This is a genomic window from Streptomyces sp. NPDC051183, from assembly GCF_040682455.1.
GTDB lineage: Bacteria > Actinomycetota > Actinomycetes > Streptomycetales > Streptomycetaceae > Streptomyces.
The window spans coordinates 105,866-120,476 of the sequence record NZ_JBFBBA010000020.1; the positions used below are offsets into that span (position 1 = coordinate 105,866).

Sequence of the window (14,611 nt, forward strand, 5' to 3'; positions counted from 1 at the left end):
GCTACTCCTCCGAGATCGTCGGTCCGGCGCCCGAGCCCGGGCCGCGGTCGAGGAGGTCCGTTTCCTCGAACACCAGCAGCGTGCGGGTGGAGAGGACTTCCGGGATGGCCTGGAGGCGGGTCAGGACCAGCTCGCGCAGGGTGCGGTTGTCCGGGGTGTGCACCAGCAGGAGGACGTCGAAGTCCCCGCTGACCAGGGCGATGTGGGCCGCGCCCGGGAGCTCGCGGAGCTGCTCGCGCACCGTCCGCCAGGAGTTCTGGACGATCTTCAGCGTGATGTACGCGGAGGCGCCCTGGCCCGCGCGTTCGTGGTTCACGCGGGCCGTGAAGCCGCGGATCACGCCGTCGTCTATCAGCCGGTTGATCCGCGCGTAGGCGTTCGCCCGGGAGACGTGCACCTGCTCGGCGACCGACCGTATCGACGCCCGGCCGTCCGTCTGGAGCAGCCGCATGATCGAACGGTCGACGGGATCCAGCGCGCGCGCCGGTGCCTGGGGGGCCGGCGGGACCGACGGGGTCCCGGGGGCACCTCCCGGCGGGACCTGCGCGGAACCCGCTCCGGCCATTTGTTCATCCGCCATCGCCCACTGCCTCCCTCTCCTGGACGTCCTGCATCCATCCCAGGGCCCCGGCGCCACTTTGTCCACAGCCTGGAGCCGCCTGTAGCCAAATTGCGCAGACAACCGAACAATCGGTAGGTGAGGCGCCTCACATCCGAGGCTCTCCCTGCCCGCTTCCCACGAGGAGGTGTACGCCGCCATGACGGTCCAAGAGCTGCCCGGTGCCGGTGCGTCCCACCGTTCCACCCCGCCGCCCGCCTGGAGGCCCCGTACGGATGCCGCCCCGCTGCTCCCGGACCCCGAGCCGTACCGGGTGCTGGGCACTCCGGCCGCCGACGGGCTCGACCCGGAGCTGATGCGCCGGTGCTACGCCGAGCTGGTGCGCGGCCGCCGCTACAACGCACAGGCGACCGCCCTCACCCGGCAGGGCCGATTGGCCGTATACCCCTCCACCGTCGGCCAGGAGGCCTGCGAGATCGCGGCCGCGCTGGTCCTGGAGGAGCAGGACTGGCTCTTCCCGAGCTACCGCGACACCCTCGCGGCCGTGGCCCGCGGGCTGGACCCCGTACAGGCGCTGACCCTGCTGCGCGGCGACTGGCACACCGGGTACGACCCGCGCGAGCACCGGATAGCCCCCCTGTGCACCCCGCTGGCCACCCAGCTGCCGCACGCGGTGGGCCTGGCGCACGCCGCCCGGCTGCGCGGGGACGACGTGGTCGCGCTCGCCATGGTCGGCGACGGCGGCACCAGCGAGGGCGACTTCCACGAGGCGCTGAACTTCGCGGCCGTCTGGCAGGCCCCGGTGGTCTTCCTCGTCCAGAACAACGGCTTCGCGATATCCGTACCGCTCGCCAAGCAGACCGCCGCGCCCACCCTGGCGCACAAGGCCGTGGGGTACGGCATGCCCGGCCGCCTCGTCGACGGCAACGACATCGCCGCCGTCCACGAGGTGCTGTCCGACGCCGTCCGGCGGGCCCGGGCCGGAGGCGGACCGACCCTGATCGAGGCCGTCACGTACCGGATCGAGGCGCACACCAACGCCGACGACGCGACCCGCTACCGCGGCGACGCCGAGGTCGAGGCGTGGAAGGCGCACGACCCGGTGGAGCTGCTGGAGCGCGAGCTGACCGCGCGCGGGCTGCTCGACGCGGCGGGCATCCAGGAGGCCAAGGACGCGGCCGAGGTGATGGCGGCGGAACTGCGGGAGAAGATGAACGCTGAGCCGGTGCTCGACCCGATGGACCTCTTCAGAGACGTCTACGCGGAGCAGACCGGCCAGCTGCGCGAACAGGCGGCGATGCTGCGTGCCGAGCTCGAAGCGGAGTCCGAGTGATGACGACGGTGGCTGCCAAGCCGGCGACGATGGCCCAGGCCCTGACCCGGGCCATGCGCGACGCGATGGCCGAGGACCCGACCGTCCACGTGATGGGCGAGGACGTCGGGGCGCTGGGCGGGGTCTTCCGGATCACCGACGGGCTCGCGAAGGAATTCGGCGAGGACCGCTGCACGGACACCCCGCTCGCGGAGGCCGGGATCCTGGGCGCCGCGGTGGGCATGGCCATGTACGGGCTGCGGCCGGTGGTGGAGATGCAGTTCGACGCCTTCGCCTACCCGGCGTTCGAGCAGCTGCTCTCCCATGTGGCGAAGATGCGCAACCGGACGCGCGGCGCCATGCCGCTGCCGATCACCATCCGCGTGCCGTACGGCGGCGGGATCGGCGGGGTGGAGCACCACTGCGACTCCTCCGAGGTGTACTACACGGCCACGCCCGGCCTGCACGTGGTGACCCCGGCGACGGTCGAGGACGCGTACGGGCTGCTGCGCGCCTCGATCGCGAGCGACGACCCGGTGGTCTTCCTGGAGCCCAAGCGGCTGTACTGGTCGAAGGCGCAGTGGTCGCCGGACGCACCGGCGGCCGTCCCCGGCATCGGCAAGGCGCTGGTCCGGCGCGCGGGCACGAGCGCGACGCTGATCACCTACGGGCCCTCGCTCCCGGTCTGCCTGGAGGCGGCCGAGGCGGCCCGCGCGGAGGGCTGGGACCTGGAGGTCCTGGACCTGCGCTCGCTGGTCCCGTTCGACGAGGACACCGTCGTGCAGGCGGTACGCCGGACCGGGCGCGCGGTCGTGGTCCACGAGGCCGGCGGCTTCGGCGGACCGGGCGCGGAGATCGCCGCCCGCGTCATGGAGCGGTGCTTCCACCACCTGGAGGCGCCGGTGCTGCGCGTGACCGGCTTCGACATCCCGTATCCGCCGCCGATGCTGGAGAAGCACCACCTGCCGGGCGTCGACCGGATCCTGGACGCCGTGGCCCGCCTGCAGTGGGAGAACTGATGGCGCAGGTAATGGAATTCAAGCTCCCCGACCTGGGCGAGGGCCTGACCGAGGCGGAGATCGTCCGCTGGCTGGTCGCGGTCGGGGACGTCGTGGCGATCGACCAGCCCGTCGTCGAGGTCGAGACGGCCAAGGCGATGGTCGAGGTGCCGTGCCCGTACGGGGGCGTGGTCACCGCTCGCTTCGGCGAGGAGGGTACGGAGCTGCCGGTCGGGGCCCCGCTGATCACCGTGGCGGTGGGGGCGTCGTCGCTCCCGGCGGCCCCGGCGGCGGAGGCCGAAGGCTCTGGCAGCGTGCCCCGGCCGTTGATCGGCTACGGCGAGGACCACTCGCGCCCGGCGCGTCGGCGACGGGTGCGACCCGTCACCGCCGCGGTGTCGGCGCAGCCCGCCGTGCCGGTCACCGCGCCCGTCGCCCCGCCGGTCAGCGCGCCGACGGCGGCGCCCGTCGTGGCCGTCCCGGCCGGGCCGGTCCCCGTGATCTCCCCGCTGGTGCGCAAGCTGGCCAAGGACAACGGGCTCGACCTGCGCGGGCTGACCGGTTCGGGCCCCGAAGGGCTGATCCTGCGGGCGGACGTCGAGGCGGCGCTGCGGGCGCCCGCACCGGCGCCGGTCCCGGCCGCCCCTGCCGCCCCGGCGGCGGTGGCCGCGCAGGGCGAGCGGATCCCGCTCAAGGGCCTGCGCGGAGCCGTGGCCGAGAAGCTGTCGCGCAGCCGCCGGGAGATCCCGGAGGCCACCTGCTGGGTCGACGCGGACGCCACCGAGCTCATGGCGGCCCGGGCGGCGATGAACGCCGTGGGCGGCCCCAAGATCTCGGTGCTCGCGCTGCTGGCGCGGATCTGCACGGCCGCGCTGGCCCGGTACCCGGAGCTCAACTCCACCGTGGACCTGGCGGCCAAGGAGATCGTCCGGCTCCCGGCCGTGCACCTCGGCTTCGCCGCGCAGACCGAGCGGGGCCTGATGGTCCCGGTGGTCCGTGACGCCCAGACGCGCAGCCCGGAGTCGCTGTCGGCGGAGTTCGCCCGCCTGACCGAGCTCGCGCGGGCCGGGAAGCTGGCCCCGGCCGACCTGACCGGCGGGACGTTCACCCTGAACAACTACGGCGTCTTCGGGGTCGACGGCTCGACGCCGATCATCAACCACCCCGAGGCGGCCATGCTCGGCGTGGGCCGGATCATCCCGAAGCCGTGGGTCCACCAGGGCGAGTTGGCCGTGCGCCAGGTCGTCCAGCTGTCCCTGACCTTCGACCACCGCGTCTGCGACGGCGGCACGGCGGGCGGCTTCCTGCGGTACGTAGCCGACTGCGTCGAGTCCCCGGCGGTGCTGCTGCGCTCGCTCTGACGCCGAACGGGTGGTCGCGGGGCCGGGGTCCGAGGCCCCGGCCCCGCGGTGCGGTTAGCTGCGGTGGACCGCGGCCGCCCATGGCCGACCGCGCGAGCGCCGTACGTACGAGGGAGAACCGATGACCAAGTCGAGCCCGGCGAAGCTCCGCCGGGGCAAGAGGATCGGCACGGTCGAGTCCGTGACGCTGGCGAGCGCGCAGGTCAGGCTCCCCGATGGCGCCGAGCTGACGGCCTACCTCCCGAGCGGTGCCGACGACGTCCGCCCGGGCTGGAGCGTCTTCGTCCGCACCAGCCGGTCCCCCCGCTTCCCGGGCGTGACGCACCGCATCGCCGGGGTCCTCGACCACTAGTAGTGCTTTGTTAGCCCGTGCCGTGGTGCACCGCTACGGGGTCAGCAGCAGCTTGCCCACGTGCGTGCTGGACTCCATGACGCGGTGCGCCTCCGCGGCGTCCCGCATCGGGTACGCCGCGTGGACCACGGGGTGCACCCGGCCCGCCGCGACCAGGGGCCAGACGTGCTCCCGTACGGCCGCCACGATCGCCGCCTTCTCCTCCAGCGGGCGGGCCCGCAGCGAGGTCGCGGTGATCGCCGCCCGCTTCGCCAGCAGCGCGCCCAGGTTCAGCTCCGCCTTGACCCCGCCCTGCAGCCCGATCACCGCGAGACGGCCGTTGACGGCCAGCGCGTCCACGTTCCGCGCCAGGTACTTCGCGCCCATGATGTCCAGGATCACGTCCGCCCCGGCCCCGCCGGTCGCGGCCCGCAGCTCCTCCACGAAGTCCTGCTCGCGGTAGTCGATCAGGATGTCCGCGCCCAGTTCCGCGCAGCGGGCGAGCTTCTCCTTGCCGCCCGCCGTCACCGCCACCCGCGCGCCGACCGCCTTCGCCAGCTGGATCGCCATGGTGCCGATGCCGCTGGAACCGCCGTGCACCAGCAGGGTCTCGCCGGGGCGCAGGCCCGCCACCATGAACACGTTCGACCACACCGTGGCCACGACCTCGGGCAGCGCGGCGGCCGCCACGAGGTCCACGCCCGCCGGAACGGGCAGCAGCTGCCCCGCCGGGACGGCCACGCGCTGCGCGTACCCGCCGCCGGCCAGCAGGGCGCACACGGTGTCGCCCACCGACCAGCCCGAGACTCCGGGGCCGATGGCGGCGATCCGTCCGGAACACTCCAGGCCGGGGTGGCGCGAGGCGCCGGGCGGCGGATCGTAGAACCCCTGCCGCTGCAGGATGTCGGCGCGGTTCACGGCGCTCGCCGTGACCTCGACCAGGACCTCGCCCTCGCCGGCCACCGGATCGGGGACTTCGGCCCACACCAGGGCCTCGGGGCCGCCGGGCTGCTCGATGGTGATCGCATGCATGGCCCGGAGGCTACGCGAAGCCGCCCGCCGGGCCCAGTGGGCGCTACTCCGCCGGGCCCAGAACCACCGGCGGTGAAGTCGGCGGCGCCGCACGGACGATGGTGATGACACGGTCCGTCAGCTGGAGCGGGCTCGCGTGCGGGTCGTCGTACGGGAGCAGCCGGTGTCCGCGCAGCACACTGACCACCAGGTCGTCCGTGTCCCGCACCGACTTGCCGACCTCCGGCCTGGTGACGGGCCGTTCGATGAGGTCGAGCCCGCTGCCCTGCTGGATCAGGTCCTCCATCACCGTGCCCGCGCTCGGGCTGAGCACCGACAGGCCGAGCAGCCGGCCGGCCGCGCTCGCGCTCGTGATGACCGCGTCGGCTCCCGACTGGCGCAGCAGCGGCGCGTTCTCCTCTTCCCGTACGGCGGCCACGATCTTCGCGCCGCGGTTGAGCTGGCGCGCCGTCAGGGTGACCAGTACCGCGGTGTCGTCCCGCTGGGTGGCGATGACGATCTGACGGGCCTTCTGGAGCTCGGCCCGCAGTAGGACGTCGGAGCGCGTGGCATCGCCGACCACACCCGTGAAGCCCTCCGCGTTGGCGATGTCGATCACCTTGGTGCTGGGGTCGACGATGACGACCTGCTCCTTCTGGAGGCCGGTGGCCAGCAGCGTCTGCAGGGCCGAGCGGCCCTTGGTGCCGAAGCCGACGACGACCGTGTGGTCACGCAAGTTCTTCCTCCAGCGGTTCAGCCGCCACTCTTCCCTGGTGCGCTCGGTGAGGACTTCCAGGGTGGTACCGACCAGGATGATCAGGAACAGCACGCGCAGCGGCGTGATCAGCAGGACGTTGACCAGCCGCGCGCTGTCGCTGTACGGGACGATGTCTCCGTAGCCGGTCGTCGACAGCGTCACGGTCGCGTAGTAGACGCAGTCGAGGAAGTCGACCTTCTCGTTGGCGTTGTCGTGGTAGCCCTCGCGGTCCAGCCACACGATCAGGACCGTCAGGGCCATCACGAACAGCGCCATCAGCAGGCGCCGGCTGACCTGGCGCAGCGGCTTCTCGACGATCCGCTTGGGCAGTTTGATGCGCCGGGAGACGAGTTTCTCGTCGGCGCCGCGGGCCATGGCGTCCTGGCCGTGAAGTTTCACGTGAAACATCCCCCCGAGGCCCACGGCAGATCCAGGATCTCCAGCTCCTGCCCGGACCGCGCGCCGTGCGGTGGTACGACGGCCAGCGCATCGGCCGCGGCCACCCCGCGCAGCATCGCCGGGCCGTTGTACCGCAGCGGTACGGCGTGTTCGTCGGTCAGCAGTACCGGCACCAGCCGGGTGTCGTGCGGGTGGCCCGGTACGTCGCCCTCCACGGGCAGCGCGTACCGGGGGCGCCGGCGACGTCCGGCGAGGGCGCGCACCAGGGGTTCGGCGAGGGTCAGCAGGCCGGAGACGGCCGCGAGCGGGTTTCCGGGCAGGCCCACCACGTGGCGGCCGTCCCCGGGGCCGCCGAGCCGGGCCAGCAGCATCGGGTGGCCGGGGCGCACGGCGACCCCGTCGACCAGCAGTTCGGCGCCGGCCTGCCGCAGGACGGGGTGGACGTGGTCGACGGGTCCGGAGGCGGTGCCGCCGGTGGTGATGACCAGGTCGGCGGTGGAGTTGGTGAGGGCCTTCAGCAGCGCCTCGGCGCCGGCCGGGTCGTCGCCGAGCCGCCGGGTGGCGATGACCTCGGCGCCGATCCGGGTGAGCCAGGGGCCGAGCATGGGGCTCAACGCGTCCCGGATCAGGCCGTCGTGCGGTCGGCCCTCGGTGAGCAGCTCGTCGCCGAGCACCAGGATCTCCACGCGCGGCCGGGGCCGGGTGGTCAGCTCGTCGTACCCGGCGGCCGCGGCGAGCCCGAGCACGGCGGGGGTCACCAGCGACCCGGCGGGCAGCAGCAGGTCGCCGGAGCGGCACTCCTGGCCGCGCGGGCGGATGTCCTGGCCGGTGGCGACGGGCCGTTCGGGGTGGAGCTGGGTGCCGGCCTCGCGGGAGTGCTCGCTGCGGATCACCGCCGTGGTGTCGGCGGGGATCCGGGCGCCGGTGGCGATCCGTACGGCCTCGCCGTCCGCGAGGGGCTCGGGCTGCTCGGAGCCCGCCAGCACCCCGCCGCCGGAGCGGATGGTCCAGGGCCCGGGTCCCGCGACGGCCCAGCCGTCCATGGCGGAGGTGTCGAAGGAGGGCAGGTCGGTGAGGGCGTCCAGGGGCGCGTCGAGGACCTCGCCGAGGGCGGCCGCGAGGGGCGTGCGGCGCGTGCGGCCGCGGACCGCCTCGCCGGCGCGGGAGGCGGCCTCCCGGGCCCGGGGCCAGGGGGCGGGGCGGTGGCCGCCGCCGTCCGGGTTGCGGCTGACCAGGGCGAGGGCCTGGTCGAGGTCGCGGTCGGCTTCGGTGGGGCTCATCCGGAGCCGTTCCCCTCGCCGGGTGCGGCCTGCGTCTCGGAGGCCCAGCGCAGGGCCAGGTCGGCGGCCTTCTGCGAGGCCTCGGCGACGGCCTGCGCGGGGTCGGCGCCGCGGGCTTCGGCCTGGGCCGCCGCGTAGCCGACCAGGAAGGTGGTCAGCGGGGCGGCGGGCCTGGCGACGCCGTGGGCGGCGTCGCGTGCGAGGTCGAGCAGGGTCTTGGTGTCGACGGCGAGGTCGAGGCCCAGCTCGTTCTTGACGGCGGTGATCCATTGGTCCAGCACGGTTCCATGCTCCCTGATCCGGGCGCGGGCGGCGAAGAGATCGTCCCAGGTGTCGCAGTCGAACGAGGCGAGTGGCGCGGCGGCGGTGACGGTGGCGAGGTCGAGTTCGGCGGTGAGGGCGCGCAGCGGGAGCCCGGTGAGACCGCCGTGCTCGGTGGCGAGCAGGGCGATCTCGCGGCGCAGGGGTTCGGCGCGGTAGGCGGCGACGAGGGGCTGGTCCCGCCCGTCGGGGTCGCGGAGCATGGCCCCGTCGGGCCCGGGCGAGTCGAGGAGCGCGCGGACCGTGCCGGTGTCGAGGAACGGCAGGTCCGCGGAGAGTACGAGGACCTGCGCGGCCGTGGTCCGGCGCAGGCCGGCGTCGAGCGCGGCGACGGGTCCGGCGCCGGGGGGATCCTCCAGGGCCCACTGGACGGGCCTGGCAGTGGCCCTGCGGGAGGCGACGACGACGGTGGTGCGCGCGTCGGCGCAGGCGTCGAGGACGCGGTCGAGGAGGGCGCGCCCGCCGACTTGCAGGGCGGGCTTGTCGGCCCCGCCGAGGCGTCTCGCGGCGCCGCCTGCCAGGACGATCGCGTCGTAGCTCATGCCCCGAGTATGCGTGGCACATGTCCCCTGGGGGGAGCGCCATTTACCTGCGACTTACGTCACCGGGTCGCGCCCCGGGAATGCGGAGGCGGGCCCGGCCACGTGGGACGTGGTCCGGGCCCGCCGTTCGTTCGGGTGGCCGCAGGGGTCAGAGGTACGGGCCCGAGCGGACCGCTCCGTGCGGGCCGTCCTCGTCGTCCTCGTGGGATCCGCCCGGGGGCAGGGCGCGGCGCATCTGCTCCAGCTGGGCCCGCGCCGCCATCTGCTGCGCGAACAGGGCCGTCTGGATGCCGTGGAAGAGGCCTTCCAGCCAGCCCACCAACTGGGCCTGGGCGATCCGCAGTTCCGCCTCGGACGGGATGGCCTCCTCTGTGAAGGGGAGGGAGAGCCGTTCCAGTTCCTCGACCAGTTCGGGGGCCAGGCCGTCCTCCAGCTCCTTCACCGAGGCGGCGTGGATGTCCTTGAGACGGACCCGGCTGGCCTCGTCCAGGGGTGCGGCGCGCACCTCTTCCAGGAGTTGCTTGATCATGCTGCCGATCCGCATGACCTTGGCGGGCTGTTCGACCATCTCCGTCACCGGGACCTCGCGCGACTCGTCATCGGCGCCGCCGACCGGCATCCCGTCCTGCCCCACGATCAGGCCGTGCGGGGGGCTGTCCTGCGACCGTTCACTCCTCGGCATCTCCATGCCGTCATTCTCTCGCACACCTCCGTACTCACACGGTGTGCCCCCGTACGGGCGTGATCCAACCTGTACGGGGGCACCGACATCAGCCCGCGGCCCGCCGGGCCAGCGCGCCGCTCGAACGGGTGACCAGGGCCGCGAGCAGGGCCGCCCCCAGCGGGACCAGGATCAGCAGCGTGCCCAGGGTCTCCCACGGGACGGCGATCGGCATGTACACCTTTTCGTCGTGCCCGCCGTACCCCATTTCGATGGCGCGGGCGATGGTCCGCTCCATCTCCCGGGCCTGGGCGAGCCGGAGCCCGACCGCCGGCAGGAGGCCCGCCGCCGAGCCCAGGACCACGCCCATCAGGGCGACCACCCCGCACTGGAAACCGCTGAGCGTGCGCCGCACCCGCGGGTCGGCGCCGACCGCGGCCAGGGTCTTCAGGTCGGCCTCGGCGTCCGCCTGGGCGAGCCCGGTGGCGATGCCGGCGGCGCCGATGGTGACCAGGCCGGCGAAGATGGCCAGGGCGAGCATCTCGATGCTGGAGTTGCCCTGGTGGCCCCGCTCGATCTTGACCGTGGCGTCCACGCCCATCGAGTCGAGGGCGCCGTCCAGCTTCTGGCGCTGCGTGCTGCTCGCGTCGCCGTCGAGGGTGAAGTACGAGCCGAACGGGGCCGTCGCCAGTCCGGCGGTCTTGGCCGTCCCGGTCGGCAGCAGCAGCTGGATGCCCCAGCCGTTGACGCCCGCCGGCACCTGGTAGACGGGCAGGACCTTCTGCTCGCCCGGCGCCTCCTCGTTCTTGCTGCGTGCGCTGTCGGCCGCGTCCGGGTCGGTGATGAGCCGGATGGTGACCTTGCCGTCCTTCACGTTCTGCTTGTCGAAGGACACGGGAGTGCCCGCCTTGAGGGCGGCCACGGCGCCGGGGTCGGTCACGGCCAGCGCGGTCAGCAGCTTGTCGTCGGCGACGACCGTGGAGTGCTCGGTGTAGTTGCGGGGCCCGTTCATGGTCATGTTGCAGCGCCAGTCCTTGCGCAGCTCCTTGGCCTGCTCGGGAGTGAAGTCCGCGGGGCCGTGCTTGGACTCGTACAGCGGGCAGCGCTGGTCCTTGGGCACGACGATCTCGGCGCGCCCGCAACCGGTGTCGTTCGAGTACGAGTCGCAGCCCGGCCTGCCGACGACGACGCGTTCCACGTCGGCCTGTACGGACAGGGGGAACTCCCGGGCCAGGGCGTCGCGTACGGCCGGCACGTCCTTGAAGGCGCTGTTGTCGGAGACCGAGATCAGACCGGAGTTGTGCGGCAGGTCGGCAACGTACTCGTGGCGGGCCTGGACGTCCGTGCTGTGCTGGTACGTCGCTACCGCCACGGTGCCCGCCACGGCGGCCAGGACCGCGGCCACGGCGGGCGCCGTACGCCCGCGGTTGCGCACGGCGTCGCGCAGCGCGAGCCGCGGCGACAGCGGCAGCCAGCGGCCGAGCCGGCCGAAGAAGCCGACCAGTACCGGCGTCAGGGCCACGATGCCGAGCTCGGCGATGGCGCTGCCGGCCGCGACGACCAGGGTGCCCGTCTGGGACACCGTGCCGTACAGGGCGATGGCGGCGCCGCCCGCGACGGCGAGCAGGCCGAGGACGGGCAGCACCCGGTTGGCCCGGCGGACGCCGCGGCGGCCGGTGAGTGAGGCCAGGACCGTCTGCCGCGAGGCGGTGATCGCGGGGGCGATGGCGGCCAGCAGGCCGGTCACCACGGCGAGCAGGGCGATGGCGGCCAGCTCCAGGGGCCGGAGCTCGAACCCGCCCCAGCGCAGGCCGAGGTACTCCTCCAGGAGCGGCTGGAGCGCGAGGGTGAGGGCGATGCCGATGAGGGTTCCGACGACGGCGGCGGCCGCGCCGATGACCAGGCCGCCGGAGAGCACGATGGCCCGGATGTGCCGCCGGTCGCCGCCGTTGGCGCCGACGAGCCCGAGCTGGCGGCGCGAGCGCCGGGCGCCGACCGCGAAGGCGGGGCCGGCGAGCAGGCAGATCTCCAGCATGGCGAGGCCGACGACGGTGGCCAGGACGGCCATTTCGATGGCGCGGGCCGAGTCGGACTGGCCGGCGAACTGGTCCTTGGGCTCCTGCTTGTACAGGGGCACCTCGGAGTCGGCGGGCTTGTCCAGGACGACCGCACGGGAGAGGACGAGGACGCCCTTGGTGTTGGCCTCCTTGACCATGTTCCACGTGAAACCATCGGCGCCGCCGACCTTCACGAGGTACTTGTCCCCTGCCCTCACCCCGGGGGCCCCGGCTGCCGACAGGGCTTTGTCGAGCGGGGTGAGCAGGGTCCCGGGCTGCGCGATGAGCTGCACGGCCTTGAGCGAGTTGGGCAGCTCGTACGCGCCCACGATCTTGTACTCGGCGGTCGAGCCGCGCGGGTTGACGCTGGAGCCGACGTAGTACCCGGACTGCTTCAGGAAGGCGTTGGTGGCGATGACCTCGCCCGGTGCCTCGGGCAGCCGGCCCCGGTCGAGCGTGAACCGTCCCTTGACCAGCGGGCTGTTCGTGTCGATCTCGCGCAGTTCGGTGTCGAGGAGCCCGTGCGTGGTGCGCAGCTTGGCGTGGCCGGTGGTGTCCTTGAGGATCTGGGCGCCGGCCGGGAGGGCCTGCGGCAGCAGCTGCGGGTTCTCCTCCTTGGGCGGCTCGTACGAGTCGTACCCGCCGACCGGCGCGTAGCGCTCGGCGCTGGGGTCCTGGTACAGCGGAACGTTCATGCGCGAGAGGCTGAGCTCGGCGTCGGCGGCGCCGATGCGGCGCTGGAGGCTCTGCTCGGTGGTGAGTTCGGCGCTGCGCATGGTCAGGTCCGCGGCGCTCACACCGACGATCGGCAGGGCGATCATCGCGAGGACGAGGATGCTGCGGCCCTTGGAGCGCCAGGCGTCGCGGCGGGCGATGCGGATGGCCGCGACCCAGGAGTGGTACCAGGAGATCACTGTGCGGCCGCCTGCCCGAACAGCAGGGAGTCGGCGCCGCTGCGCAGGGTCTCGTCGACCACGCTGCCGTCGCGCAGGAAGACGACGCGGTCGGCCCAGGCGGCGAACCGCGGCTCGTGGGTGACCAGGATGCCCGCGGCGCCGGCGTCGCAGCGCGAGCGCAGCAGGGCGAGCACGGACTCGCCGGTCTCGGAGTCGAGGGCGCCGGTGGGCTCGTCGGCGAGGACGAGGCGGCGGTCGCCGACGAGGGCGCGGGCGATGGCGACGCGCTGCTGCTGGCCGCCGGACATCTCGTCGGGGAAGCGGTCGGCGAGCTGGCCGAGCCCCATCTCCTCCAGGGCGGCGAGCGCGGAGACGCGGGCCTTGCGGGCGGATATCCCGTCCAGTTCGCGGGGCAGGGCCACGTTCTCGGCGGCGGTGAGCGCCGGGATCAGGTTGTAGTCCTGGAAGACGTAGCCGATGCTGCGCCGGCGCAGGGCGGCCAGCTGCTTGCGGTTGGCGGCGGTGATGTCGGTTCCTTCGACGATCACCCGGCCGCTGCTGGGGGTGTCGAGTCCGCCGGCGAGGGTGAGCAGCGTGGACTTGCCGGATCCGGAGGGGCCCATGACGGCGACGAGTTCGCCGGGGAAGACCGAGAGGTTGATGCCGCGCAGGGCGTGCACCTCGGTGGCGCCGCTGCCGTGCGTGCGGACGAGTTGGTCCAACTGGAGTACGGGCTGGTCGGGCATGAAGGGAGTCCCCCTGGGGAGCGGTCGTTCGGCCCCGCCGCGTGCGGGCGGTGGGGAACCGGTCGGTGGTGGCGGCCTCGGCGGCCGGTGGCGTCAGCGGCCGGTGGTCTTGGCGGCCGGAGCGGTGGTGGCGGTCGGGGCCGTGGCCCCGGGCGGTTCGGGTTCGGGTTCGGGTTCGGCCGCCGGTTGCGCCGCCGGCTGCGAGCCCGCTACGGATAGCCGTACGAGCCGGGCCTCGGAGTGGTCCAGCCAGCGGGCCTCGGCCTCGGTCTGGAAGATCAGCTGTTCCAGGACCAGCAGCCAGGCCACGTCGTCGCGTTCGCGGGTCCGCCCGCTCTCGATCGCGGCGAGTGCCTGCGCCTTGAGCCGGGTGTAGTCCTGCATCGCCTTGACGGTGGCGTGCCGCTGGGCCTGGATGACGGCGCGGATGTCCACGCCGGGAGCGCCGACCGCCATCGCGAGCTTGATGGCGAGTTCGTCGCGGGGCGGGTTGGCGCGGTCGACGGGGCGCTCGTACCACTGGTGCAGTTCGGCGCGTCCGGTGTCGGTGATGGCGTAGAGCGTGTGGCCGGCGCTGTCCTCGCCGCCGGGCGCGACGAGCCCGTCGCGCTCCAGCCGGGCGAGTGTCGTGTACACCTGCCCGACGTTCAGCGGCCAGGTGGAGCCGGTCCGGGATTCGAACTCGGTACGCAGCTGAGAGCCGTACCGAGGACCCCGTTCCAGTAGGGCGAGAAGGCCGTGACGAATGGACATACTCAGTATGTATACCGAGTATGCCCGTCGGTGCAACCTTCCTCCGGCCTACATCCCAAGGGGGACGGACGGTTCTCCGTCCGTCCGAAGTACGGCCGCGGGAGCAGTCACAGGCCCTTGCGCAGCCGCATCCCCATGAAGCCGAGACCCAGTCCCATCAGGGCGAATCCGGTGCCGAGGGGCAGTATGTGCGCGGCCAGATCGGCGGCCCGGTCGTTCGGCTCGGAGCCGAGCGCGGTGACCGGAGCCGACGGACTCGGCTCCTCGGGCGGCACCGGCGCGACCGGGCGGGCGGCGGGCGGCGGGCGCAGCGGGACGGGTCGCGCGGCGAGCACCGTCTCGGGGTTGGCGGGCTCGGCCGCCGGCCGCCCCGGACGCTCCCGGCCGGCTCCGGCGGCGCTGCCGGCGAGTTCCTCGTACGCCTCCTGCGGCACGTCGGCCGAGGTCGCGGAGACGGGGGTGCGGGCCGATGCGGCCGCGGGTACGGCGGGCGAGAGCGCGGCGGCGGCCAGTGCGGCGCAGGCGAGCCAGCGGAGCTGCGGGCGGATGCCTGGAGTCACGGTGAGCCCCTCCCGTCCCGAGCGACTGGGATACCGAGACGACGTGCTCAGATTTACATAATGGGGC

14 protein-coding genes are annotated in these 14,611 nt (G+C 73.6%); 4 read left to right on the top strand and 10 right to left on the bottom strand.

What is annotated here, in order from left to right; all coding sequences use genetic code 11:
- Position 1 precedes the first annotated feature (1 nt).
- Positions 2-580 carry an Lrp/AsnC family transcriptional regulator gene (locus AB0M99_RS19520; protein ID WP_365921962.1) on the bottom strand — a complete coding sequence of 193 codons (579 nt, stop codon included), beginning with the start codon at positions 578-580 and terminating at the stop codon, positions 2-4.
- A 178-nt stretch (positions 581-758) separates the two neighbouring features.
- On the opposite strand from AB0M99_RS19520, the gene pdhA reads away from it, so the two are divergent.
- From pdhA to AB0M99_RS19540, 4 genes are all read left to right on the top strand, one after another.
- Positions 759-1,892 carry a pyruvate dehydrogenase (acetyl-transferring) E1 component subunit alpha gene (gene pdhA, locus AB0M99_RS19525; RefSeq protein WP_365921964.1) on the top strand — a complete coding sequence of 378 codons (1,134 nt, stop codon included), beginning with the start codon at positions 759-761 and terminating at the stop codon, positions 1,890-1,892.
- A complete protein-coding gene (locus AB0M99_RS19530) occupies positions 1,892-2,890 on the top strand; it encodes an alpha-ketoacid dehydrogenase subunit beta (RefSeq protein WP_365921966.1) in 999 nt (332 codons plus the stop codon). The genes pdhA and AB0M99_RS19530 overlap by 1 nt, the downstream gene beginning before the upstream one ends.
- A complete protein-coding gene (locus tag AB0M99_RS19535) occupies positions 2,890-4,230 on the top strand; it encodes a dihydrolipoamide acetyltransferase family protein (RefSeq protein WP_365921968.1) in 1,341 nt (446 codons plus the stop codon). Before AB0M99_RS19530 ends, AB0M99_RS19535 begins: the two co-directional genes overlap by 1 nt.
- A 121-nt stretch (positions 4,231-4,351) precedes the next feature.
- On the top strand, positions 4,352-4,582 hold the full coding sequence (locus AB0M99_RS19540) for a hypothetical protein (protein WP_365921970.1): 231 nt from the start codon (positions 4,352-4,354) through the stop codon (positions 4,580-4,582).
- Between the two features lie 33 nt (positions 4,583-4,615).
- Here the strand turns inward: AB0M99_RS19540 and AB0M99_RS19545 are convergent, their stop codons facing one another.
- From AB0M99_RS19545 to AB0M99_RS19585, 9 genes are all read right to left on the bottom strand, one after another.
- On the bottom strand, positions 4,616-5,593 hold the full coding sequence (locus tag AB0M99_RS19545) for an NAD(P)H-quinone oxidoreductase (RefSeq protein WP_365921972.1): 978 nt from the start codon (positions 5,591-5,593) through the stop codon (positions 4,616-4,618).
- A gap of 43 nt (positions 5,594-5,636) precedes the next feature.
- Positions 5,637-6,737: a potassium channel family protein gene (locus AB0M99_RS19550; protein ID WP_365921974.1), complete on the bottom strand. Its 1,101-nt coding sequence runs from the start codon at positions 6,735-6,737 to the stop codon at positions 5,637-5,639.
- Entirely contained in the window at positions 6,725-8,008 is a 1,284-nt protein-coding gene (locus tag AB0M99_RS19555; protein ID WP_365921976.1) for a molybdopterin molybdotransferase MoeA, read from the bottom strand. Before AB0M99_RS19555 ends, AB0M99_RS19550 begins: the two co-directional genes overlap by 13 nt.
- The gene (locus AB0M99_RS19560) at positions 8,005-8,871 is read right to left on the bottom strand and encodes an NTP transferase domain-containing protein (protein ID WP_365921978.1); all 867 of its coding nucleotides are present in this window, start codon (positions 8,869-8,871) and stop codon (positions 8,005-8,007) included. The genes AB0M99_RS19555 and AB0M99_RS19560 overlap by 4 nt, the downstream gene beginning before the upstream one ends.
- A 148-nt stretch (positions 8,872-9,019) precedes the next feature.
- The gene (locus tag AB0M99_RS19565) at positions 9,020-9,559 is read right to left on the bottom strand and encodes a bacterial proteasome activator family protein (RefSeq protein ID WP_365921980.1); all 540 of its coding nucleotides are present in this window, start codon (positions 9,557-9,559) and stop codon (positions 9,020-9,022) included.
- Positions 9,560-9,641: 82 nt separating this feature from the next.
- The gene (locus AB0M99_RS19570; protein ID WP_365921982.1) at positions 9,642-12,503 is read right to left on the bottom strand and encodes an ABC transporter permease; all 2,862 of its coding nucleotides are present in this window, start codon (positions 12,501-12,503) and stop codon (positions 9,642-9,644) included.
- Positions 12,500-13,231, bottom strand: a complete 732-nt coding sequence (locus AB0M99_RS19575; RefSeq protein WP_365921984.1) for an ABC transporter ATP-binding protein — start codon at positions 13,229-13,231, stop codon at positions 12,500-12,502. The genes AB0M99_RS19570 and AB0M99_RS19575 overlap by 4 nt, the downstream gene beginning before the upstream one ends.
- Positions 13,232-13,324: 93 nt before the next feature.
- Entirely contained in the window at positions 13,325-13,984 is a 660-nt protein-coding gene (locus tag AB0M99_RS19580; RefSeq protein ID WP_365921986.1) for a PadR family transcriptional regulator, read from the bottom strand.
- A gap of 107 nt (positions 13,985-14,091) precedes the next feature.
- A complete protein-coding gene (locus tag AB0M99_RS19585) occupies positions 14,092-14,544 on the bottom strand; it encodes a hypothetical protein (protein WP_365921988.1) in 453 nt (150 codons plus the stop codon).
- Positions 14,545-14,611: the final 67 nt, after the last annotated feature.